Genomic DNA, 23508 nt, shown 5'->3' with positions numbered 1-23508 from the left:
ATGGGTATTGATCTTCCGCTGATCTGGGCCGTAATCATTATCTTCGGCATCATGATGTACGTGGTTATGGACGGCTTCGACTTAGGGATCGGGATTCTTTTCCCTTTCATCAAGGACGATTCCGAGCGTGACGTCATGATGAACACCGTCGCGCCGGTTTGGGACGGTAATGAAACTTGGCTGGTATTGGGTGGCGCGGCGCTCTTCGGCGCTTTCCCGCTGGCCTATGCAGTCGTATTGTCGGCTCTTTATTTGCCGCTGATTTTGATGCTGATCGGTTTGATTTTTCGCGGCGTCGCCTTCGAGTTTCGTTTTAAGGCCAAGGCTGAAAAACGTCATCTGTGGGACATGGCGTTTATCGGCGGGTCGCTGACGGCCACGTTCTTCCAAGGGGTTGCGCTGGGGGCCTTTATTGACGGCATCCCGGTGGTCAATCGGCAGTTCTCCGGTGGCTCATTGGATTGGTTCACGCCGTTTACGCTGTTTTGTGGCTTGGCGCTGATCGTTGCGTATGCGCTGCTTGGCTGCACGTGGTTGATCATGAAGACCGAAGGCAAGCTGCAAAAGCAGATGCATGATCTGGCGCGGCCTTTGGCGTTGGTGGTGTTGGCCGTGACCGGGGTAGTCAGCATTTGGACGCCGCTGGCCCATGCCGATATTGCCCACCGTTGGTTTAGTCTGCCGAACCTTTTCTGGTTCTTGCCGGTGCCAGTCCTGGTGCTGGTCACGATGTTCGGCTTGTTTAAAGCGGTGGCCCGCAACGCGCATTACACGCCGTTCCTGCTAACGTTGGTGTTGATCTTTCTGGGTTACAGCGGATTGGGGATTAGCCTGTGGCCGCATATCGTGCCGCCGTCGATCACCATTTGGGACGCCGCCGCGCCGCCGCAAAGCCAAGGCTTTATGTTGGTGGGCACGCTGTTCATCATCCCGTTCATTCTGGGTTACACGTTCTGGAGCTACTACGTGTTCCGCGGCAAGGTGACTCACGAAGACGGTTATCACTAGGGGGAAGCGCTGATGGCTAGTAAAGAGTCTGTTCACGGGCTAGACCCGGCCCTGAAGAAGCCGATGTGGCAGCGGATCGGGTGGTTGATTGTGATTTATATCGGCAGCGTCACGGCGCTGGGTATCGTCGCCTATGGCATGCGTTTGTTCATGAACGCGGCGGGGCTGACCAGCCATTAAGGTTGGGGACGACACATAGATAGGTTCCAGTGTGAGCGAATAAATTCGCTCACACTGGAAATTCAATTTGGCCTCATAGAACTATTCACTTGCGCGCTTTAAGCACCACGAACTTTGGCGTAGTCGCGACCTGTTCGACACCTCGAAACAACTTCGCCAATTTACTGTGATAGCCCAAGTGTCGATTGCCGACGATATACAGTGCGCCGCCAACCACTAGCGCGTCACGGGCTTGTTGGAACATGCGCCATGCCAGAAAGTCGCCGACGACTTGTTGTTGGTGGAACGGCGGGTTGCACAGCACCACGTCCAACGAACCCCCCTCTTGGCCGGCCAGCCCGTCAGCCGCTCGCACGATGACCTCTCGCTCACCCAAGGCTACCTGCCAGTTTTCATGCGCGGATTGCACGGCCATGAATGATTCATCAACCAATGTGTAATGCGCCTGCGGGTTGCTCAGTGCGTTGGCAATCGCCAGCACTCCGTTGCCGCAGCCTAAATCGGCAACGCGTGCGTAGCCAAGGTTGGTCGGCAGATGAGGCAGAAACGCGCGAGTGCCAATGTCCAGGCCTTCGCGGCAGAACACGTTGGCGTGGTTAAGCAGTTCGATGACCGGCTCATCAAGCGTGTAGCGGGTGGGGTAGGGCGACGGCTGTACGCCCTTGAGGGCGGGCGTGGCGAACAATAAACGCGCTTTTTTTACCGCCAGTGAGGCGTTTACCGGTCCGACGTATTGCTCAAGCAATTCACCCGCTGCATGGGGTAGATGCTTCACCATCCCCGCAGCCACCACTTGGGCACCCGGCGCCAAATGGCCTTGCAAGCGAATAAGCTGTTCTTCGAGCAAAGCCAAAGTCTTCGGCACTCGGATCAGCACCCAGTCGAACGATCCGGTAAATGATTCGTTCGCCGGGATTGTGGGCACGGCGTCAAAGGCATGACCATTGCGTATCAGGTTCTTTTCTAAACCTTGCAGTGCTAAGTATGAATCGCTGCTGCTGACCACCGCCGCATGAGTGGCCAAGCTGGTGGCTAGCGCGCCAAAACTGTCGTTGAGCACCAGTACGCGGCTGTCTGCTGTCAGCCCTTTTTCCGCGACATAGCTGAGCAGGTATTCATCAGCGGCATCGAATGCCTGCAAGGGCTCATTCGGCTGGTCAGGCTGGCGAATGAGGTCGAGCTGGGCAAAGCGGCTGTTAAGCAGGGGCATGAGAAGAAAAACTCTGGTTCGACGTTATTGCACGGGTCCTAGATGTAGAGGTACCCGCAGAAGTGGTCGATTTTACGGATTTTTCGCTCAATGGCCTCTGGTTTTCCGCTATGCCCTGAAATGCCTAGAGAATGCCGTACTTCAACGCTTGCGCAACGGCCGCGGTTTTGTTGGTGGTGCCCATTTTTTTTATCGCATTAGCGATATGAAAGCGCACTGTGCGCTCTTTCAAATTGAGAATGACGCCTATGTTCGCAGCTGTCTTACCGGCAGCAGACCATCTGAGCACATCAGTCTCCCTGGGCGATAGCATCGGGTGAATAAGGTTGGGGTTCGAGGTTAAATTACGCTGGTTCATGATGGCGTAGAGCAAGTTGCTCAGCCACACGATTTGTTCAGCTTTTCCCCACTGATTTACCGATGGAATAGCGTCGTGTCTGCGTATCGGGACATATTCGCGGACTGTTTCATCAACGGCGCAGATCAATCCTTTTACTTCGTCTGCATTCCAGGTTTCCATTTTTTGAGCATCCATACTCGTTGTAGGCATTTCTAAGTGTAGAAACAAAACGTTAAAAATAGAGATGCCAGTTAGAAGATTTGCCTATAGAGGTTGAGTCCTTTCCTTTTAAAAGCCACTACAAACCGGCGGTGTTTATCAGCCGGACTTTGCGGGACACTGAGGAAACTACTTCCAGCCACAGGAGCCAGAAGCGCACATGAATGCCAGCGCAGAAAAATTTACCCGTCAGACGCTGCTCAACGTCACACCACTGACCCCGAGCCTTTTCACGTTGCGCACTACTCGCGATCCAGGCTTTCGATTTCGTGCAGGCCAATTTGCGCGCTTAGGGGTTACCAAGGCTGACGGCAGCGTCGTGTGGCGGGCCTATTCCATGGCGTCTTCGCCACACGATGAGTTTCTGGAGTTCTTCTCTATCGTCGTTCCGGACGGGGAGTTCACCAGCGAGCTCAGCCATTTGCGCGAAGGCGATACGCTACTGATTGATCGCCAAGCGTTCGGATACCTGACCCTTGATCGGTTTGCCGATGGGCGTGATCTGTGGATGTTGTCCACCGGCACAGGTGTTGCTCCGTTTCTTTCTATTCTTCAAGACTTTGAAGTGTGGGAGAAATTCGAGCGCATCGTTTTGGTGTATAGCGTGCGCCAAGCGTGCGAATTGGCGTACCAACAACTGATCGCCGGGCTGAATCAGCGAGACTATCTCGCTGAATATGCCGGGAAATTGCTGTTTTTGCCGACAGTGACCCGCGAGCTGCATCCGGGGGCGTTAACCGGGCGCATCACGCGACTGATTGAAGAGGGTCAGCTGGAGCAAGCCGCTGGCGTGGCGCTGACCCCAGAGCACTCGCGCGTTATGTTGTGCGGTAACCCGCAGATGATCGAAGACACGCGCACCCTGCTTAAACAGCGTGACATGCAGCTCAGCCTGAGCCGGCGACCAGGGCAAGTGGCCGTCGAGACCTATTGGTAAACCGCAAGGTGCGGTGAAAGCAGGCGCCCTTTAGAAAGGCGCGCTTGCCGTTTGGTGTCAGTCAACCCAGACGCGCCGGGTCGACAAGAACGCTTTCCAGGGGCCGCCCGTTTTGTAGCTTCAGCAAGTCGCGAATTTCACCCAGCAGCACTTCTTCAGTACTCGGAGCAGCTGGCAGCGTCGGAGTGACAGCCTCTTCGCGCTTAAGGCGGTTGATAGCCTTGACTCCCATAAAGATCGCGAACGCTACAATCAAGAAGTCGATAACCGACTGGATGAACTTTCCGTACGCCAGAACCACAGCCGGGAATGTTCCCTCGGCAGGACGCAACGTTACCGCCAAATCACTGAAATCCACCCCGCCAATCAGCAGCCCAAGGGGTGGCATGACAACATCGCCGACGAACGACGAAACGATTTTGCCGAAGGCTGCGCCAATAATGATCCCGACGGCCATGTCGACCACATTGCCTTTAACGGCGAAGGCCTTGAATTCGCTAAGTACGCTCATGAGCTTGTTCCTTTTACAGATGAGTGATTTGAAAGTGTAAGTCAGCTCTGCGTATCGTGCTTTGCGACGTAGCAATCGACAGGGGTTTTACCGGTAAGTTTTATCCGCGCGGTATCGTTGTCGGAGCTGGCCGGTGATCCGCAGATTCGCAAACCTGCGTTATGATTGTTCCCTTTTTATGACTGGGGTGTTTATGGCCAAGGCTAAGCGCATGTTCGGCTGCACTGAGTGCGGTGCGACTTTTCCGAAATGGGCTGGCCAGTGCGGCGAATGCGGTGCCTGGAACACCTTGGTCGAGACAATGCTTGAAAACGGTGCTGCCACGCCACCTAGCGGCCGCACCGGCTGGACGGGGCAAAAAGCACAGATCAGAACCTTGGCTGAAGTCAGCGTCGAGGAAATGCCGCGATTCACGACTAACTCCGCTGAACTGGACCGCGTGCTCGGGGGTGGTTTGGTGGACGGTTCAGTAGTACTGATCGGAGGCGATCCGGGCATTGGCAAATCCACTATTCTGTTGCAAACCCTTTGCGCCTTGGCCGAGCAGATGCCTGCGCTGTACGTGACGGGTGAAGAGTCGCAGCAACAAGTTGCTATGCGCGCCCGTCGATTGGGGCTGGCGCAAGACAAGCTTCGCGTCATGACCGAAACCTGTATCGAAACCATCATTGCCACGGCGCGCATCGAACAGCCTAAGGTCATGGTCATCGACTCGATCCAGACCATTTACACCGAACAACTCCAATCTGCGCCCGGCGGTGTGTCGCAAGTGCGTGAAAGCGCGGCCTTGCTGGTGCGCTACGCCAAACAAAGCGGCACGGCGATTTTTCTGGTCGGGCACGTGACCAAGGAAGGCGCACTGGCGGGGCCACGGGTTCTGGAGCACATGGTCGACACGGTGTTGTATTTCGAGGGCGAGTCGGACGGCCGTCTACGCCTACTGCGGGCGGTGAAGAACCGTTTTGGCGCAGTCAACGAATTGGGCGTGTTCGGCATGACCGATAAGGGCCTCAAAGAAGTCTCCAACCCCTCGGCAATCTTCCTTACCCGAGCGCAAGAAGAAGTGCCCGGCAGTGTGGTGATGGCGACGTGGGAAGGCACCCGGCCGATGTTGGTGGAAGTTCAAGCGTTGGTGGATGATAGCCATTTGGCCAATCCTCGTCGGGTCACCCTTGGCCTGGATCAAAATCGTTTGGCCATGTTGCTTGCGGTCCTGCATCGTCATGGCGGTATTCCTACCCATGATCAGGATGTATTTCTGAACGTGGTGGGCGGCGTGAAAGTGTTGGAGACGGCTTCGGATTTGGCGCTGATGGCGGCCGTGATCTCCAGTCTGCGCAACCGACCGCTGCCCCACGATTTGCTGGTGTTCGGTGAAATCGGCTTGTCTGGCGAAGTGCGACCGGTGCCGAGCGGTCAGGAACGCCTGAAAGAGGCGGCCAAACATGGCTTTAAACGGGCCATTGTACCCAAAGGCAATGCCCCCAAAGAAGCACCGCCAGGGCTGCAAGTGATTGCGGTCACTCGACTTGAGCAGGCGCTGGATGCGTTGTTCGAGTGATTAAAACGCTTTAAGTGCTCGTCTTCGATGATGTCTTTTTCAGACCCTGCTGGTGCTTCTGAGGTGGATAGGCTACCTAAACGTCAACTAAGGCGGCCAACTCACGGTCTAGCTCCAGGGGGTCGCCAAGATTCAACTCGATCAGTCTGCGCAAATGGCTGATCGATTCCAGTCCAATATGCAGGCAAACAAATCCCAGCTGTTCGTTCGCTTCATGGCTTAGCTCTATGTCCATGTGAACATCCACGTCTTCGCCCAAGTGAATCGTGACGTTGAAAGGGCGCTGCGGGTCTCCGAGCCAAGGTGTCGGGCGCTGGATGAGTAAGCCTTTAAGGGACAGGTCGGCAAGTTGTACAGACCAGCGATTATGGCCTTGACTGAGTTCAGTTTTGGCATCGAAAGCGAAGCGTTTAAAGCGTCGACGGTCTTCGTGGGATTTGGTCATGATTTCATCCTCTAGTGGGCTGGACTATAGCGTCATAAGCTGCGCTGCACGTGTGGAACATTTTTTAGGCGGTTCGTTAAGGCGTTTAGTTCGCGTTTCGTCGGCGATTTACCGCTCAAGACGATTGTGGGGGATGGCCTTTCGCGCTGGTGGGGCTAAACTCCGAGGGCTCTTCTTCTAGTCCACTCAGCTGGAAAATAAAAAAAATGAAAACCAATAATAGCCTGCTGCGTCATGTGCCCTGGCTAATCCTAGCGGTCATCGGTGCATGTGCTCTGGGAGTTGTGGCCTTGCGCCGTGGCGAGCCCATAAGTGCGTTGTGGATTGTGGTCGCGTCTATCGCGATTTATCTGGTCGCTTACCGTTACTACAGCTTGTTCATCGCCACTAAGGTGATGCAACTGGACCCCAGTCGCGCCACTCCGGCAGTCCTCAATAACGATGGTCTGGACTATGTGCCGACCAACAAGCACATCCTGTTTGGTCACCACTTTGCTGCCATCGCAGGCGCTGGCCCCTTGGTCGGCCCAGTGCTGGCCGCGCAAATGGGTTATTTGCCCGGTACGCTTTGGCTAATTGCCGGTGTCGTACTGGCCGGTGCTGTGCAGGACTTCATGATTCTGTTTCTGTCCACCCGCCGCAACGGTCGATCTTTGGGCGAGATGGTGCGCGAAGAGATGGGCCCTATCCCAGGGTCCATCGCGCTGTTTGGTTGCTTTCTGATCATGATCATCATTCTCGCGGTGCTTGCGCTGATCGTGGTGAAAGCTTTGGCGGGCAGTCCTTGGGGCATGTTCACTGTACTGGCAACGATTCCGATTGCGATGTTTATGGGCATTTATATGCGCTACATCCGCCCAGGCCGAATTGGTGAGATCTCGGTGATCGGTGTGGTTCTGCTGCTGGCGTCAATCTGGATGGGTGGTCAAGTGGCTGCAGATCCAATCTGGGCCAAAGCGTTTAGCTTTACTGGTGTGCAGATCACTTGGATGCTGGTGGGTTATGGCTTCGTCGCCGCAGTATTGCCGGTCTGGCTATTGCTGGCGCCACGGGATTACCTGTCGACGTTCCTGAAAATCGGCACCATTCTCGCGTTGGCAGTGGGCATTCTGATTATTTCGCCCGAGCTGAAAATGCCGGCATTGACTCAGTTCACTGACGGCACCGGTCCGGTGTGGAAAGGTGCCTTGTTCCCGTTCCTGTTTATCACCATTGCTTGCGGTGCGGTGTCGGGTTTCCACGCGCTGATCGCGTCAGGGACTACGCCGAAGCTGCTCGATAGTGAAGCCAATTCCCGTTACATCGGTTACGGCGCCATGCTCATGGAGTCGTTCGTCGCCATCATGGCCATGGTCGCCGCTTCGGTCATCGACCCTGGTGTGTACTTCGCCATGAACAGCCCGGCAGCGATTGTCGGCGGTGACGTAGTAACTGTTGCGCACACCGTCAGCAGTTGGGGCTTTGCGATTACCCCGGACGCGTTGATAGCCGTGGCGAAAGACATCGGTGAAACCACCGTCCTGTCCCGAGCGGGCGGTGCGCCGACCCTGGCGGTGGGTATTGCACAGATCCTGCACCAAGTGCTGCCAGGCAAAGACACCATGGCGTTCTGGTACCACTTCGCGATTCTGTTTGAAGCGTTGTTCATTTTGACGGCAGTCGATGCTGGCACCCGAGCGGGTCGTTTCATGCTTCAGGATTTGCTCGGCACCTTTGTTCCGGCGCTTAAACGCACCGATTCCTGGCCAGCCAACCTGATCGCCACCGGCGGTTGCGTCGCGATGTGGGGCTATCTGTTGTACCAAGGCGTGATTGATCCATTGGGCGGGATCAATACCCTGTGGCCGTTGTTTGGTATCTCGAACCAGATGCTGGCCGGCATCGCGCTGATGCTCGCCACCGTGGTCCTGATCAAAATGAAACGCCAGCGCTACATTTGGGTGCCACTGCTGCCAGCGGTTTGGTTGCTAATCTGCACCACAACCGCAGGCTACATAAAGCTGTTCGACCCAAGCCCAGCCCTGGGTTTCCTCGCGTTGGCGAGCAAATACAAAACGGCATTGGACGCAGGTCAGGTACTGGCTCCGGCTACAAGCATCGACCAGATGCAGCACGTGATCTTCAACGCATATACCAATGCCACGTTGACCGCGCTGTTTCTGTTCGTGGTGTTCGCCATCCTGTTCTACGCGATCAAGGTCGGCGTAGCGGCATGGGGCAGTAAAGAACGCACCGATAAAGAAGCGCCTTTCCAGGCCATGCCATTGAACACCGGCAAAGCGGGATTTATTGGAGGTGCAACCCATGTTTAATGACTTGAGCCGACTGGGAAAATACCTCGGTCAGGCCGCACGCCTGATGGTAGGCATGCCCGACTACGACAACTACGTCGCGCACATGCAACTGACGCACCCAGACAAACCGATGATGACCTACGAGGCGTTCTTTCGGGAGCGTCAGGAAGCCCGTTACGGCGGGAAGGGCGGACCCAAGTGCTGTTGAGGCCTTGATTCGCAGTAGGGTTTGATTCAGCGCGCCACGCCAGTCGTGGCGCGTTTTTATGTGTAGGAGTACCGATGACCGTTACAACCCCTATTCCGGTAACCGTTCTGAGTGGCTTTCTCGGAGCGGGCAAGACGACATTGCTGCGTCATCTGCTCAAGGCTGAACACGGTCTGAAAATCGCAGTCATCGAAAATGAATTCAGCGATGCCGGGATCGACACCCAATTGCTCGGCACCGAGCCCGTACAAGTCATGACCCTGTCCAACGGCTGCGTGTGCTGCACCATTCACACCGATTTGACCAAAGCGCTGTTCCTGCTGCTTGAGCGGCTCGACAACGGCGAAATTGCCTTCGACCGCTTGGTCATCGAATGCACTGGGCTCGCCGATCCGGCGCCTGTGGCGCAAACCTTCTTCATTGACGAAGAATTGCGCGAGCGTTACATCCTTGACGGCATTATCACCTTGGTGGACGCAGCCCATGCCGAGCAGCACCTGACTCAGACCATCGCCCAGGCGCAAATCGGGTTTGCGGATCGGTTGTTGGTGAGCAAGCGTGATTTGGTGGACGATGCGGCATTCGACGCCTTGACCCAGCGCTTGACTCGCATCAACCGTCGCGCACCGATTCGTATCGTCGAACACGGCAACATCGACCTCGCCGAATTGCTGGACGTGCGCGGTTTCAACCTCAACGCTGACCTTGGCGGCGGTATTAACCTGCGCCCGGTGATACCAGCGGGCAACTCAATAGATCGCATCACCAGCCTCGTCCTGCGCAGCGACGCCCCACTGGATATCGAGAAACTCAGCGAGTTCATGAACGCGTTGCTGGAAGAACACGGCAATCAATTGCTGCGCTACAAAGGCGTACTCAATATCGCCAACGAACCCCGGCGCATGGTGTTCCAAGGCGTACTGAAGTTGTACGGCTTTGATTGGGACACTGAATGGGCGCAAGACGAAAAGCGCGAAAGCGTCATCGTGTTTATTGCTGATGACTTGCCGGAAGCGAAGATTCGGGACGGGTTTGCCAAGCTCGGGAGTTAAGAGGATTGATGCTTATGATCCGACCCCCCAAAGTTGAATGCCCATCTGCTTTAGGGTGTTTTACGTCAGCAACACCATTGCTGACTTCTTCGCAGCCTTCGGCAGCTCCAACAGTTGGCCGATATTTCTGCGCGACAGCGCGGAATCTCTCGCTGGGAGGTTGCTGGGACACCAAGCATAAAAAAGCCGGGCTTAGGAACCGGGCTTTTTCATGCAGCGAGTAACGGGTGTATTAAGCGCCGTACACCGGCAGCTTCGCGCAGATGGTTTTCACTTTTTCGCGTACTGCTTCAATCACAGCTTCATTGTTCAGGTCTGCCAGGATGTCGCAGATCCATCCAGCCAGTTCGATGCACTCTGCTTGCTTGAAGCCACGAGTGGTCACCGCTGGAGTGCCGAAGCGCAGGCCGGAGGTGACGAACGGGGAGCGTGGGTCATTCGGCACCGAGTTCTTGTTGACGGTGATGAAGGCGCGACCCAATGCGGCGTCGGCGTCTTTGCCGGAGATGTCCTGCTTGATCAGGGACAGCAGGAACAAGTGGTTTTCGGTACCACCGGACACCACGTCGAAGCCGCGCTCAATAAACACGCCAGCCATGGCCTTGGCGTTCTTCACCACTTGTTGTTGGTAAGTCTTGAACTCAGGCTGCAGGGCTTCTTTGAAGCAGACTGCTTTGGCCGCGATCACGTGTTCCAGTGGACCGCCCTGGGCACCTGGGAATACGGCTGAGTTCAGCTTTTTCTCGATGTCGGCGTTGGCTTTAGCCAGAATCAGGCCGCCACGTGGACCGCGCAGGGTCTTGTGGGTAGTGGTAGTCACCACATCAGCGTAAGGAACCGGATTCGGGTAAACGCCCGCGGCCACCAGACCGGCTACGTGAGCCATGTCGACGAACAGGTACGCGCCCACTTTGTCGGCAATTTCTCGGAAGCGTGGGAAATCCAGAATCTGCGAGTAAGCAGAGAAGCCCGCTACGATCATTTTTGGCTTGTGCTCAACGGCCAGGCGCTCGACTTCGTCGTAATCAATCAGGCCATTGCCGTCGATGCCGTACTGAACCGCGTTATACAGCTTGCCCGACGAGCTGACGCTGGCGCCGTGGGTCAGGTGACCGCCATGGGCCAGGCTCATGCCCAAGATGGTGTCGCCGGCTTGCAATAATGCCAAGTAAACCGCGCTGTTTGCCTGTGATCCTGCGTGGGGCTGAACGTTGGCGTAATCGGCGCCGAACAGCTCTTTGGCGCGGTCGATAGCGAGTTGTTCAACCACATCGACGAACTCACAACCGCCATAGTAGCGCTTGCCTGGATAGCCTTCGGCGTACTTGTTGGTCAGTACTGAACCTTGGGCTTCCATCACCGCAGGGCTGGTGTAATTTTCCGAGGCGATCAGCTCGATGTGCTCTTCCTGGCGCTGAGCTTCTTGCTCCATTGCGGCGAAGAGATCGGAGTCGTACTTGGCGAGAGTCAAATCACGGCTGAACATGGCGGTCCTCATGGATCGGGCAGTAGAAAAGAGGCCGCATTCTAACCCATAGGGTTTTATCTGGCATATGAAAGGGAATCATGTGGAAGATGAACGGGGCTTGGAGTTCGAGCCACAAGCCACAAGCCACAAGCCACAAGCTTCACGAATACCGCTTGCAACTGGTTCAATCCAACATAAACAACGCATCGTTGCTGAATTGCGCTTCGAAGCGGGCTGGTGGCATTGGGCGCCCGAACAGGTAGCCCTGAACTTCGTCACACCCATGCTCGCGCAAGAACTCGAGCTGCTCGTGGGTTTCTACACCCTCGGCGATCACCGCCAGGTTCAGGCTGTGGGCCATGGCAATGATTGCGCGGGCAATTTGCGCGTCCTGCTGGCCCGAAGGTAAACCATCCACGAAGGAACGATCGATTTTCAGCACGTCGATGGGGAACTGCTTGAGGTAGTTCAGCGATGAGTAACCGGTGCCGAAGTCATCGATCGCGATGCTCAGGCCCAGTTGCTTCAGGCCATCAAGGATAATCATGGCCTCGTTGACTTCGCGCATGAGGATACTTTCCGTCAGCTCCAGTTCCAGGCAAGCAGGCGACAGGCCGCTGTCGGTGAGGATTGCCGCAATGCGGGTGCCCAACTGGCCGTCGCCGAATTGCCGGGCGGAAATGTTGACCGACACCTTGGGTACCCGAACGTTAGCTTGATGCCATTCTTTGAGCTGACGGCAGGCTTCGGTCAGCACCCAATCGCCCACTTCCACCACCAACCCCAACTCTTCAAGCACCGGAATGAATTCATTCGGCGACACCAGCCCACGGCGTGGGTGGCGCCAACGCAGCAGCGCTTCAGCACCGGTCAGGTGCTTGCCGTCGCCACTGAACTGAGGCTGGTAATAAAGCGTGAACTCTTGCTGTTCGAGGGCATGTCGCAGGTCGCTTTCAAGTTCCAGACGCTCAAGGGCACTGGCGTTCATGTCCGCCTGGTAGAACTGGAAGTTGTTTTTGCCCCGTTCTTTGGCGTGGTACATCGCAGTGTCAGCGTTTTTCATCAGCTGACTCAATTCATTGCCGTCCTGTGGACTGAGGGCGATCCCGATACTGGCGGTGACGAAAAACTCGCGGCCTTCCAGTACAAAGGGCCTCACCAAGCTGCCAAGAATTTGCTCTGCGACATGAATCGCTCGATTCAGAGCTATCTGCCGGGTAGCGCCTTGTTGCAACAGTAAAGTGAATTCATCGCCGCCCATACGAGCCACGGTATCATCGTCCGCTACGCAGGCCAGCAGGCGCGTTGCCATCTCTTTAAGCATGCGGTCGCCAGCAGCATGACCCAACGAGTCATTGATTGGCTTAAACCGGTCAAGGTCGAGAAACATCAATACAACCCACGCTTGCTGACGCTCGGCCTGTTGCAGGGCGGTGTGCAAGCGGTCCTGAAACAGCGTTCGATTGGGCAGATGAGTCAGCGCGTCGTAATAGGCCAGACGATGAATGCGCTGCTCGCTGGCTTTGCGCTCGCTGATGTCGCTGAAGAAGCAAACATAGCTGGCCAGATCGCCTTCATCGTCGAACACAGCGGTGATACCGACCCATGCCGGATAATGCTCGCCACTGCGGCGCTTGAGCCAAACTTCACCTTCCCAACTGCCGCGTTGATGCAGTTGCTTGAGGATGTAGCGCAGGTGCGCCTCCTGCTGGTTATCGACGGTCAGCATGGTAGGCAATTGATCAAGCACCTGCGCCACGGCGTAGCCGCTGACCCGACTAAAAGCGTCATTGGCCTGTACGATATAGCCGGCAGGGTCGGTGATCAGGATGGCCGATGTAGAGTGTTCAAATACAGTAGCCGCCATGCGCAGGTCTTTTTCCGCACGGCGTTGTTGGCTGATATCTCGGCCTACCCCAAGAATACCTTCGAACAGACCATGCTCACCCCATACCAGCACCAAGCGCAGCTCGATGGGAACCTTGCGTCCATCGCCGCGCAGACAATCAAAGAGAAATAGCTGAGTTGGCAGGTCTGTGCGCAAGGCCTCGAGTTCTTGAGGGTTGCCAAGGGATTTGGCCAGTTGTTCAAGCAACGAGTATATGCCGGTCAGTTGCTTGGGATTAGCAATGATCGACTGCCAGCCGTTACCGAGAATCCATTCGGCGCTGTAACCCAATACTGTCTGCACTGACGGGCTGACATAGTTGGGATTCAAAGCACTGTCCGTGGAAAAAATCACGTCACTGATGCTTTCGGCGAGCATACGATAGCGTTGTTCGCTGTCGCGTAAGGACTCACTGGCTTCGAGTTGCTCGGTGATGTCTTTGGCTACGCCAATGATCCGCGTTACGTTATTGTCCTTGTCCCACGCGAGCGCTTGCTCACGTACATCAAAGCGGCGCCATTGGTTGTTGACGTCACGAAAGCGCAATTGGCAGTGCAATAGTTCAACATTTCCGATTTGCCGCTGCTGGGTGCGCACGTTGTGGTAATACGTTGCGTCGTCCGGATGTAGCAGGATTTCCCAGAAATACTCGCCCATTTGTTGCAGATCGGCCTTGCTGTACCCCAGCGTTTGCCCCAAATGATGGTTGCTGTAAATCATTCGCTGGCTCGGCCGCTCTTGCACGTACAAATGATCTGGAACCGTGCGCACGACGTCCGACCAAAATCGCTCGCGTTCGATCAGCGACAACTCGGTACGTTTGCGGCTACTTATGTCGCTAATGCTGATGATTACCGATAGATAGTCGGCCGGTTCCGCCGGTAGACGCATTGTCAACCATAGATGCTGATCGTGCCCCTGGGGATGGGTGACGCAGATCTCCAATTCCAACCTGCTCTGCTTGCTGAGTACTGCGCGAATCAATTGCAGGCCAATACCCGGCAGGCTGTCGGTTTCATCTTTGAACAGTTGCCCCCACACCTGTGAACTGGACTCCACGTTCAACAGGTCCAATGCCACTTCATTGACTTCAGTGATCAGCAGTTGTTGCAGCAACCCAAGGCGTCGCTGTGGGTCGTTGGTTAACAAACGGTCCAAGTCGTCAGCGCTTTTCAATTGCAACTGTTCAATCTGGACCATAAGGCCGGATAAATTAAGCACACACAGCGCGACATCCGCACCGTCGAATATGTCGTGATAGCGGCGTTGATTTTCGTATAGCTGGCGTTGTCGGCGGCGCAAGCTGACCAGTGCAAATAACGGTATCAATGAGCACAACAATCCGATCAGGCATTTGATTATCAAGGGAAGGATCAAGGCTCTGCGTGCGCTGTCGGCGTCGAATAGACCGCGTAACGCCCAATCACTATAGGTCAGCGGCGACACCAAAACGGTCTGAACACCGATTTGGTTGTCGACGTCAGGCTGGCCGCTGGCCGCGGCGGCCATGCTCGCTTCGTCGCGATAGACGACCTGGTGTGTCGAGATTGTTTCCAGCCGCCACTTAGGCTGAAAGTCTTGAGCCGCTTGTTGGGTCAGGGTAGATAAAATATCCGGTGAAAGGCGCAGCGCCCAATAGCCCATGTCACCCGGCTGGCGTACTAGTAGATAAACCTGAGAGCCGTCGGCTGCGGACGAAAAATAATAAGGTTGTTCTTTAATACGCTGGCTCAGTTGTGCAAGAAACATAGCATCATCTGACGACGCGTTGGTTCGGCTGTCCTTTATTACCTCTCCGGCGGCACTTAGCCACACTGCGCTGTGCATAGAGGGCAAGGTCGAATGCAGATCGTCGAGCAGTTGCGTTTGTTGTTTGGCGCGCGGTGTTTGAGGTGGCTGGTTATCCAGAATGTTCAGCGCGACTTGCGCAGTGAGCGCCATGTTCAAACTCAAACGGTCAGCCAATAAAGCACTGTAGTCCAGGCTGCGCTGTCGCTGGTGGTCTTGATTTTGCTGAAATTGGTCCAGCAATTGCCAAAACAGCAACAGGAGCATCAGTAGCGACAAGCCTGCAAGGGCACCTTTGAGTGAGCCGCGCAAGGGTGCCGTGGGCGCGCCGAGAGGAGGGCGCATTGACGAAGTGGTTATTGGTGTGGACAAACGTTAATCCTGACGACTGGCCTGAAGCAGCGAATGCGAAATGCACTATAAGCTGCACGCCCGAAGGGCGCATAGCATGCTCTGAAGCGTGGCTAAGTGCCAGTCTCATTAGGCCGGGTTGTTTGCCCTGTCGTACGCATTCGCGTAACTTTGCCTGACGTGGTGTATAGCCTAGTTCCTACAATAGCGAGTCCGCTGTTAGCAAATACTGATCCAGATCCACTAGTAATCAGGTCGGCAATCGGCCTCGTTTGGGGATCTGTTTCGTTCAGGGCTGCATTGTGTCTGGCGGCAACTGCCTTAGATAAATAAACTTCAATCGCTTTTGTCCAGGCTCGCGCTAAGCTCGCACTCTATTCATCGTCACACATCGGGTTTTCTTTCCATGGCTCAATACGTTTTCACCATGCATCGGCTGAGCAAAGTTGTGCCGCCGAAGCGGGAAATTCTAAAAAATATCTCCCTGTCATTTTTCCCCGGCGCCAAAATTGGCGTGCTGGGTTTAAACGGATCGGGTAAGTCCACGCTGTTGAAAATCATGGCCGGCGTCGACACTGAGTTCGACGGTGAAGCGCGTCCAATGCCTGAGCTCAATATCGGTTATTTGCCGCAAGAGCCTCAGCTGGACCCGACCAAAACAGTGCGTGAAGTGGTCGAAGAGGCCGTCAGCGTGATCAAAAACGCGCAGTCGCGTCTGGATGAGGTTTACGCCGAATACGCCGACCCTGATGCCGATTTCGACAAGCTGGCGGCAGAACAGGCCAAGCTTGAAGCCATTTTGCAGGCCAGCGATGGTCACAACCTTGAGCGCCAGTTAGAAGTCGCTGCCGATGCGCTGCGCCTGCCGGCTTGGGACGCGAAAATCGAGTTCCTGTCCGGGGGTGAGAAGCGCCGCGTGGCGCTTTGCCGTTTGCTGCTGTCTGCCCCGGACATGTTATTGCTCGACGAACCAACCAACCACTTGGACGCAGACTCCGTGGCGTGGTTGGAGCACTTTCTGCACGATTTCCCAGGCACCGTGGTTGCGATCACGCACGACCGGTATTTCCTCGACAACGTGGCTGGCTGGATTCTAGAGCTCGACCGCGGCGCGGGCATTCCTTACGAGGGCAATTATTCGGGTTGGCTTGAAGCCAAGTCGGACCGTTTGGCGCAGGAATCCAAGCAGCAGTCCGCCCATGAAAAGGCTATGAAAGACGAGCTGGAATGGGTCCGCAAAGGTGCCAAGGCTCGTCAGTCGAAATCCAAGGCGCGCCTGCAGCGCTTCGAAGAAATGCAGTCTCAGGAATTCCAGAAGCGCAGCGAGACCAACGAGATTTATATCCCGGCTGGCCCACGCCTGGGCGACAAGGTCATCGAGTTCAAAAACGTCAGCAAGGGCTACGGCGATCGAGTGTTGATCGACAACTTATCCTTTGCAATGCCCAAAGGCGCCATTGTCGGCGTGATCGGCGGCAACGGCGCGGGTAAATCAACCTTGTTTCGCATGTTGATGGGCAAGGAAGTCCCGGACTCGGGCACCATCGAGGTTGGCGATACCGTGCAGTTGGCGTGCGTGGATCAGAGCCGCGACGATCTGGACGGCAAGAAAACCGTGTGGGAAATGGTCTCTGACGGTTCCGATCAGATCCGCATCGGCAACTATGAAATCCCGTCACGTACCTACGTAGGACGCTTTAACTTCAAGGGCGGCGATCAGCAGAAGTTCGTGAAAGACTTGTCCGGCGGAGAGCGCGGTCGTCTGCACTTGGCATTGACCCTGAAAGAGGGCGCCAACGTATTGTTGCTCGATGAACCGTCTAACGACCTTGACGTGGAAACCTTGCGTTCGCTTGAAGAAGCACTGCTCGATTTCCCAGGCGCTGCCATTGTGATCTCTCACGATCGGTGGTTCCTGGACCGTGTTGCGACTCATATTCTCGCTTACGAAGATGACTCGCAAGCGATCTTCTTTGAAGGTAACTACTCAGAGTACGAAGCCGACCGCAAAAAGCGCCTGGGTGATTCAGCGTCCCAGCCGCACAGAGTACGTCACAAGAAGCTGGCCTGATTTAGACTGCTTCGCCAACACGTAGGCGCCTACGTGTTGGCGAGCTTTTGCCCTTCAAATATCTGCCTCAATCCGCACCACCTCAATTAACTGATCCCCGGCCGGGCGTTTCCACAGCACCTCGTCGCCTGCTGCTGTGCCGACTAGTGCGCGGCCCAATGGCGAGCCCCAATTGATCAACCCACTGCCAGCGTCAGCTTGGTCTTCGCCAACCAGTTGCACCCGCTGTTCGGTGTTGTTTTCATCCGCGAACGTTACCCAACTACCAATCTGCACCTTGTCGGTCGAGTGGGCGGGAACAACGACCTGAGCGCTTTGCAGGCGTTGATTGAAGTAACGCAGGTCGCGTTCGATATCGGCTTGACGTTGTTTGTCGGCATGATCTCCCCGAGAAGATTGCTCACTGTATTGCGCCTGCAATTCGACAACTCGCGCCTGAAGCTGCTCTAGGCCAAGGCCGGTCACGTAGTTGGGTTGTTCACTGACCCGCCGCTCCACCGGTTGGTTGGCTTGGGCGGCAGCGTTATCTTCGTTGACGAAAGCGCGGCTCATGGCGATTTCTCCTTTTTTGTTGGACCTCTGTATGAGCCAACTTGTTGGCGAAAGGTTTGATGCCGGTTGTCAGGCCCGACGCCTCGCCAACAAGTTGTCTCAGAAAATCAATAGTGATACCACTTCACTTCCAGCATCACTTCGTTAACCGGTGACGCCAGTTGACTGAATTCTCGTTGGGCGGTGAGGCGCAAGCCGAGGTTGCGTGACAGCTCCCATTGCTGGTTCAGGCTCAGGTTGCGGCGCACTTCGCCGTTGGTGAAGTAATCACTTTTGGCTTCGAGGCTCAGAGTGCCCAGTGGGTTGCGCCAGAGCAGGCCAGTGTCAAAACCGGCTGCCGGGGACACCAGCGCTGAAAAGTCGGTGTTGTGTTCAACCCGTACTGTTCCCAGCGTAAAACCGAGCAGGTCGTTGCCTATTTGCCAAGTGCCGCCCGCGCCCCCATTGACGTGGCTGACCAATCTTTCTGAATCATGCTTGCCCAGTACCCGTTCGAGCCCCCCGGTGACTTGCCAAGACCAGGGCTTGAGCAATTCGGTGCGCGGCGTAAGGGAGCGGATGGTGGCGACGTCGAACTGTTGCACTTGCCAATGGTTTCCTTCGTATTGGCGCAACTTGAGTTGCAGAATCTCGATCTGCGCCCCCAGCGGAAAACCATACGCGTTGTCGTTGAGGTCGTGGTACGCCATGCGCAGACCATATTCGGCATAGGCTTTGTCGTCACGGCTCCCCGCACCCACTTGCCAGGTGCGGGATTCGTGGCCTTCTTCCGGCAGTCCAGGGCGGGCAATGTCCAGTGGTGGTGGCGGGTTCTGGCTGATTGCCCGCAGCAGGTCGAAACTGCGTTGTGAGCGTTCGGTGTCACGTTCCTGTCCATTGGCGCGGTAACGTTCAAGGCGGTAGGCCGCGTCCTGAATCAACGCCCGGCGCTCTTTGGGCACAAGCAGGTAATCACTATTGTGCAGCTGTTTCTGGTCGGCACTGATGTTCAACACCCATTGTTGGTCCTCGCTATCCAGTGGGGCTGCACGGTTAAGCAGCTCACGCTCACGGGAAGGGCGATAGTCGATTTTTTCGACCAGACCGGCCTGTTTTACCGCACGCACGGTGTCAGTCGGAATAGCGGTTAGCGGGAACAGTTTGGTCAGCTCAAGGCTCGGACGTGCGACCTGGAGCAGTTCCAGCAAGCGGTAGGAGCAGTTTTCGTCGAAGAAAAAATAACCGAAGCGTATCTGCCTGAGTTCCCAGAGATGCTCCACCATTCGCCCAGTTTCTTCAGGCGTCAGGTTGAGCCGGTATTCCCATAAATCGCGGTTTTCCAAGCTTCGGTATTCAGAGAGTTTTTCTTGATATGGCACAAGCGCGAACAAGCCGGGATAACCACCCATCAAGCCTTTCCACGCGTAAAGAATACTGTTGTCCATCCCTTCGATGTAGGCCCCGAAGTTGATTGCATGACTCAGTAGGGCTGTATGGTCTTTCTGTACATCGGGCTGATCTATCCGCAGCAACGTATGTCCGAACATGGAGGAGGGACTGTTCAGGTACGCCGCCGGAAAAATTAACACGGTGCTGTCCGGGGCCACGTCGTTGTACCACTCCTTGAAATTTTTGCAGTCCACTGCGGGTAAGTCGGTCAGGTGCAATTGATCGCGAAGATAATGCGTGCGCGCCGGGTAAACGCATTGCGCATGAGCGTTTTGCGCAGCCGCATCGTCGCCAACGGGTTTGTAAATCGCTTCAAGGGTCGCGCTTAACTCGGCTACGGGGTCGTGGGCACCTTGGGCAGCAAGAAAGAATTTAGGATCGTCAACATAGCTGCGCCACCCGCCCAGTTTCGCGGTGACGTAATGACCCAAGGAAATCCAAAGAGGGGCGTTCGCTAATTGCTGCAAGCGATTGTTGTCGACACGGGGAGCGGCATACAGCGGGGCGCAGACAAAGAGCGCCATCAACACAGTGCGTTTGAACATAGACGGCAACTAGTCCGGATTAAAAATTACGCATATTGCGCTGTATCGACGGCCTGCCCCTTAAACCAAGGGGCAGGCAAACGAACATTAAGCCTGGGTCGCGTATTTAGCCAGAACCGGATCGTTTTTCAACACCGCAAGAGTGTTGGTGTGCACGTCGTCCGCTGTTACGTCGGCCTTACTGAAAATTTGTTGGAAATGCGCGTGGGTGACTGCGGCGAAATGCGCACGGTCTTGCGGTGCAACGCCCATTACAACCGCGTAGGTGGTCAGTGCCTCGCCTTGACCCATGGCCATGTCCTTGGAAAGCTCGTCCATCATCCCGTTCATAGAGATCCAGGATCTGCCGCCGTAGGTTAATGCTGCGTTAGTTGCGCACCCGTTAGTTCCAGACGTCATACCAAACGTAGCATTGCCTGAGGTACCGTTGGTTGTTGACGCCAGAAAATGCGCAGGCGTACCGCGCTGGCCTTCAAACAGCATGTTGCCCCAACCGCAGTCCGGGCCGCCTGGGGCTTGGGCCATGGCGTTGAGAGATACCACGGTGAAAAGAGTACCGAGAAGAATCCGTTTCATAGCTTTATTCTCTTTTATGTTTAAACCAAGGGTCGGGTTTCCTGGCATATAACCGCACCAGGGCTAGCCAGTTTTATTATCCAGCTGCGCAATTTGGAGTTTAGGCACTCTCCGAGGGTTCCGTGATTTATTACAAATTGTTATCTATCAAGTGGCTAGTACGACACGCTGCCGAAGCCGCGACACGTCGGAAAATATTCAGATTCGGCGCGCCTTGCCAGCTGGGTGCGCGGAGCGCCAGAATGCCCCCCATCTGCCCTGCCTGATGTAAGGATGTCCGATGCCCGATACTGTTGCTGCTAGCCTGCGTCTTGCGCCTGAAGCGTTGACACGTCCTTTTTCTGCCGAACAGTTCAGCTTCACGACGACCAATGATCTGGAACCTTTTCGCGGTGTGCTCGGCCAGGAGCGTGCAGTAGAAGCTCTGCAGTTTGGCGTAGCCATGCCGCGTCCCGGTTATAACGTATTTGTTATGGGCGAACCCGGCACGGGGCGATTCTCCTTCGTAAAGCGCTACCTCAAGGCCGAGGGCAAGCGCATGCAAACCCCGCCGGATTGGGTATACGTCAATAACTTCGACGAACCTCGCGAGCCGCGAGCACTGGAATTGCCGTCTGGCAGCGCTGGCGCCTTCATCGCCGACATCAACGGTTTGATCGATAACCTGCTGGCAACCTTTCCGGCGGTGTTTGAACATCCTTCGTATCAGCAGAAAAAAAGCGCAATCGACCGGGCGTTCAATCAGCGTTACGACAAAGCGCTGGACGTGATCGAACGCCTGGCCCTGGAAAAGGACATTGCCCTTTACCGTGACAGCACCAACATTGCATTCACGCCGATGAGCGATGGAAAGGCGCTGGACGAAGCGGAGTTTTCGCAACTGCCGGAAATTGACCGCGATCGCTTTCACGACGATATTTCCAGTCTTGAAGAGCGTCTCAACGAAGAGTTGGCCAGCTTGCCGCAATGGAAGCGTGAGTCCAGTAACTTGATGCGCCAACTGAACGAAGAAACCATCACCCTGGCTTTGCAGCCTCTATTGGCGCCTCTTTCGCAGAAGTACGCTGAAAACGCCAGCGTCTGCGCCTACTTGCAGGGCATGCAGGTGTACTTGCTAAAGACCGTGGTCGAGCAATTGGTCGACGATAGCAAACCCGATGCCGAGGCGCGCAAACTGCTCGAGGAGCAGTACTGTCCGAGCTTGGTAGTGGGGCACCCGATGAACGCCGGTGCGCCAATCGTGTTCGAGCCGCACCCTACCTACGACAATTTATTCGGCCGTATTGAATACAGCACTGATCAAGGCGCGCTCTACACTACTTACCGTCAACTGCGTCCGGGTGCATTGCACCGCGCAAACGGCGGATTTTTAGTGCTTGAAGCGGAAAAAATGCTCAGCGAACCGTTTGTGTGGGACGCTCTGAAGCGCGCCCTGCAGTCGCGAAAATTGAAAATGGAGTCGCCTCTGGGTGAGCTGGGTCGCTTGGCGACCGTGACGCTGACCCCGCAAGTTATTCCGCTGCAGGTCAAGGTCATTATTATCGGAGCGCGTTCGCTGTATTACACGCTGCAAGACCTGGATCCGGACTTTCAGGAAATGTTCCGGGTATTGGTGGATTTTGATGAAGACATCCCGATGGTCGACGAAAGCCTGGAGCAATTCGCCCAGTTGCTCAAAACTCGAACTTCTGAAGAGGGCATGGCCCCGTTAACCGCTGATGCCGTGGCGCGTTTGGCTACATACAGCGCTCGACTGGCCGAGCATCAAGGGCGCTTGTCTGCGCGTATCGGCGACTTGTTTCAGTTGGTCAGCGAGGCGGATTTCATTCGCCAACTGGCTAATGATGACAAAACCGATGCTGGGCATATCGAGCGGGCCCTCAAGGCGAAAGCCACTCGCACCGGTCGAGTATCGGCACGAATTCTCGATGACATGCTAGCCGGAATCATCCTCATCGATACCGATGGCGCTGCCGTGGGTAAGTGCAATGGGCTAACGGTTCTGGAAGTCGGCGATTCGGCTTTTGGAGTGCCGGCGCGGATTTCAGCAACGGTCTACCCCGGTGGCAGCGGCATCGTTGATATTGAGCGGGAAGTAAATCTTGGGCAGCCGATTCACTCCAAGGGCGTCATGATCCTCACCGGTTACTTGGGCAGCCGTTACGCACAGGAATTTCCGCTGGCGATCTCCGCAAGCATCGCGCTGGAACAGTCTTACGGATATGTGGACGGTGACAGTGCGTCGCTAGGCGAAGCCTGCACCCTGATCTCGGCGTTGTCGAAAACACCGCTCAAGCAGTGTTTCGCTATCACCGGTTCGATCAACCAATTCGGTGAAGTTCAAGCGGTTGGAGGGGTCAACGAGAAAATCGAAGGTTTTTTCCGACTCTGCGAAGCGCGAGGGCTTACGGGCGAACAAGGCGCGATTATTCCTCAAGCTAACGTCACTACCCTGATGCTTGATGAGCGGGTGCTCCAGGCTGTGCGCAACGGACAATTCCATATTTATGCCGTGCGCCAGGCTGACGAAGCATTGAGCTTGTTGGTCGGTGAGCCTGCGGGCGCACCTAACGAAAAGGGCCAGTTTCCTGTGGGCAGCGTCAATGCTCGCGTTGTGGAGCGTTTGCGCGACATCGCCGAAATGCTCAGCGATGAAGACTTCAAAGAGGAGCTGGAAAAGGAACCGGTTCAGTTGCTGCCAGAGCTGAAAGTGCTGGCCAAGAAGAAGAAATGACCGGAAGGGCGCTGATGGGAAGGAATGACCATTCGGCGCCCCGTTGTTCTACAGACTTTTAGAATCTGGCTTTTCTTCTATTCTGGAGAAACACACAGTTGTCAAAAGGATTGACGCGCGCCTCTGCTGACTGAAGCGTGAA

Annotated in this window: 18 protein-coding genes; 9 read left to right on the top strand and 9 right to left on the bottom strand. The window is 55.6% G+C overall.

All coding sequences use genetic code 11. The features are described 5' to 3' along the window. Both cydB and RGW60_RS15740 read left to right on the top strand, forming a co-directional pair. Positions 1–1008 carry a cytochrome d ubiquinol oxidase subunit II gene (gene cydB, locus RGW60_RS15745; RefSeq protein ID WP_322205465.1) on the top strand — a complete coding sequence of 336 codons (1008 nt, stop codon included), beginning with the start codon at positions 1–3 and terminating at the stop codon, positions 1006–1008. Between the two features lie 12 nt (positions 1009–1020). Next, the gene (locus tag RGW60_RS15740) at positions 1021–1188 is read left to right on the top strand and encodes a DUF2474 domain-containing protein (protein WP_322205464.1); all 168 of its coding nucleotides are present in this window, start codon (positions 1021–1023) and stop codon (positions 1186–1188) included. Positions 1189–1273: 85 nt separating this feature from the next. Here the strand turns inward: RGW60_RS15740 and RGW60_RS15735 are convergent, their stop codons facing one another. Next, the gene (locus RGW60_RS15735; protein ID WP_322205463.1) at positions 1274–2398 is read right to left on the bottom strand and encodes a methyltransferase; all 1125 of its coding nucleotides are present in this window, start codon (positions 2396–2398) and stop codon (positions 1274–1276) included. A 124-nt stretch (positions 2399–2522) separates the two neighbouring features. Then, positions 2523–2933 (bottom strand): helix-turn-helix transcriptional regulator, encoded by a 411-nt coding sequence (locus tag RGW60_RS15730; RefSeq protein ID WP_322205462.1) that lies wholly within the window; start codon positions 2931–2933, stop codon positions 2523–2525. Positions 2934–3117: 184 nt separating this feature from the next. Between RGW60_RS15730 and RGW60_RS15725 the strand changes: the two genes are divergently transcribed. Further along, the gene (locus tag RGW60_RS15725) at positions 3118–3894 is read left to right on the top strand and encodes a ferredoxin--NADP reductase (RefSeq protein WP_322205461.1); all 777 of its coding nucleotides are present in this window, start codon (positions 3118–3120) and stop codon (positions 3892–3894) included. A 61-nt stretch (positions 3895–3955) separates the two neighbouring features. Here RGW60_RS15725 and mscL read toward each other — a convergent pair whose 3' ends face one another. Beyond that, complete coding sequence (gene mscL, locus RGW60_RS15720; protein WP_322205460.1) at positions 3956–4405, bottom strand: large-conductance mechanosensitive channel protein MscL; 450 nt, start codon at positions 4403–4405, stop codon at positions 3956–3958. A gap of 193 nt (positions 4406–4598) precedes the next feature. Between mscL and radA the strand changes: the two genes are divergently transcribed. Continuing rightward, positions 4599–5966, top strand: coding sequence for a DNA repair protein RadA (radA, locus tag RGW60_RS15715; RefSeq protein ID WP_322205459.1), 1368 nt, complete (start codon positions 4599–4601; stop codon positions 5964–5966). A 76-nt stretch (positions 5967–6042) separates the two neighbouring features. Here the strand turns inward: radA and RGW60_RS15710 are convergent, their stop codons facing one another. Next, entirely contained in the window at positions 6043–6411 is a 369-nt protein-coding gene (locus RGW60_RS15710; protein ID WP_322205458.1) for a PilZ domain-containing protein, read from the bottom strand. Between the two features lie 206 nt (positions 6412–6617). Between RGW60_RS15710 and RGW60_RS15705 the strand changes: the two genes are divergently transcribed. From RGW60_RS15705 to yjiA, 3 genes are all read left to right on the top strand, one after another. Next, positions 6618–8723 (top strand): carbon starvation CstA family protein, encoded by a 2106-nt coding sequence (locus RGW60_RS15705; protein WP_322205457.1) that lies wholly within the window; start codon positions 6618–6620, stop codon positions 8721–8723. Beyond that, the gene (locus tag RGW60_RS15700; protein WP_322205456.1) at positions 8716–8913 is read left to right on the top strand and encodes a YbdD/YjiX family protein; all 198 of its coding nucleotides are present in this window, start codon (positions 8716–8718) and stop codon (positions 8911–8913) included. Before RGW60_RS15705 ends, RGW60_RS15700 begins: the two co-directional genes overlap by 8 nt. Before the next feature lie 74 nt (positions 8914–8987). Continuing rightward, positions 8988–9965: a GTPase gene (gene yjiA / locus RGW60_RS15695; protein WP_322205455.1), complete on the top strand. Its 978-nt coding sequence runs from the start codon at positions 8988–8990 to the stop codon at positions 9963–9965. A 232-nt stretch (positions 9966–10197) separates the two neighbouring features. On the opposite strand, the gene glyA is transcribed toward yjiA, so the two are convergent. Beyond that, positions 10198–11451 (bottom strand): serine hydroxymethyltransferase, encoded by a 1254-nt coding sequence (glyA, locus tag RGW60_RS15690; RefSeq protein WP_322205454.1) that lies wholly within the window; start codon positions 11449–11451, stop codon positions 10198–10200. A 166-nt stretch (positions 11452–11617) separates the two neighbouring features. After that, positions 11618–15454: an EAL and GGDEF domain-containing protein gene (locus RGW60_RS15685; protein ID WP_322206943.1), complete on the bottom strand. Its 3837-nt coding sequence runs from the start codon at positions 15452–15454 to the stop codon at positions 11618–11620. Positions 15455–15866: 412 nt separating this feature from the next. Between RGW60_RS15685 and ettA the strand changes: the two genes are divergently transcribed. Continuing rightward, positions 15867–17531 carry an energy-dependent translational throttle protein EttA gene (ettA, locus tag RGW60_RS15680; protein ID WP_322205453.1) on the top strand — a complete coding sequence of 555 codons (1665 nt, stop codon included), beginning with the start codon at positions 15867–15869 and terminating at the stop codon, positions 17529–17531. A gap of 54 nt (positions 17532–17585) precedes the next feature. Here ettA and RGW60_RS15675 read toward each other — a convergent pair whose 3' ends face one another. From RGW60_RS15675 to RGW60_RS15665, 3 genes are all read right to left on the bottom strand, one after another. After that, positions 17586–18083, bottom strand: a complete 498-nt coding sequence (locus tag RGW60_RS15675; RefSeq protein WP_322205452.1) for a GreA/GreB family elongation factor — start codon at positions 18081–18083, stop codon at positions 17586–17588. A 107-nt stretch (positions 18084–18190) separates the two neighbouring features. Then, on the bottom strand, positions 18191–20056 hold the full coding sequence (locus tag RGW60_RS15670) for a DUF4105 domain-containing protein (protein WP_322205451.1): 1866 nt from the start codon (positions 20054–20056) through the stop codon (positions 18191–18193). Positions 20057–20143: 87 nt separating this feature from the next. Further along, the gene (locus tag RGW60_RS15665; RefSeq protein ID WP_322205450.1) at positions 20144–20632 is read right to left on the bottom strand and encodes a DUF3015 domain-containing protein; all 489 of its coding nucleotides are present in this window, start codon (positions 20630–20632) and stop codon (positions 20144–20146) included. Between the two features lie 280 nt (positions 20633–20912). Between RGW60_RS15665 and RGW60_RS15660 the strand changes: the two genes are divergently transcribed. Continuing rightward, positions 20913–23366 (top strand): Lon protease family protein, encoded by a 2454-nt coding sequence (locus RGW60_RS15660; protein ID WP_322205449.1) that lies wholly within the window; start codon positions 20913–20915, stop codon positions 23364–23366. Positions 23367–23508: the final 142 nt, after the last annotated feature.

It is taken from the genome of Pseudomonas sp. AB6 (genome assembly GCF_034314105.1).
Classification (GTDB): Bacteria; Pseudomonadota; Gammaproteobacteria; order Pseudomonadales; family Pseudomonadaceae; genus Aquipseudomonas.
This window is presented reverse-complemented; position numbering and strand designations above follow the sequence as displayed.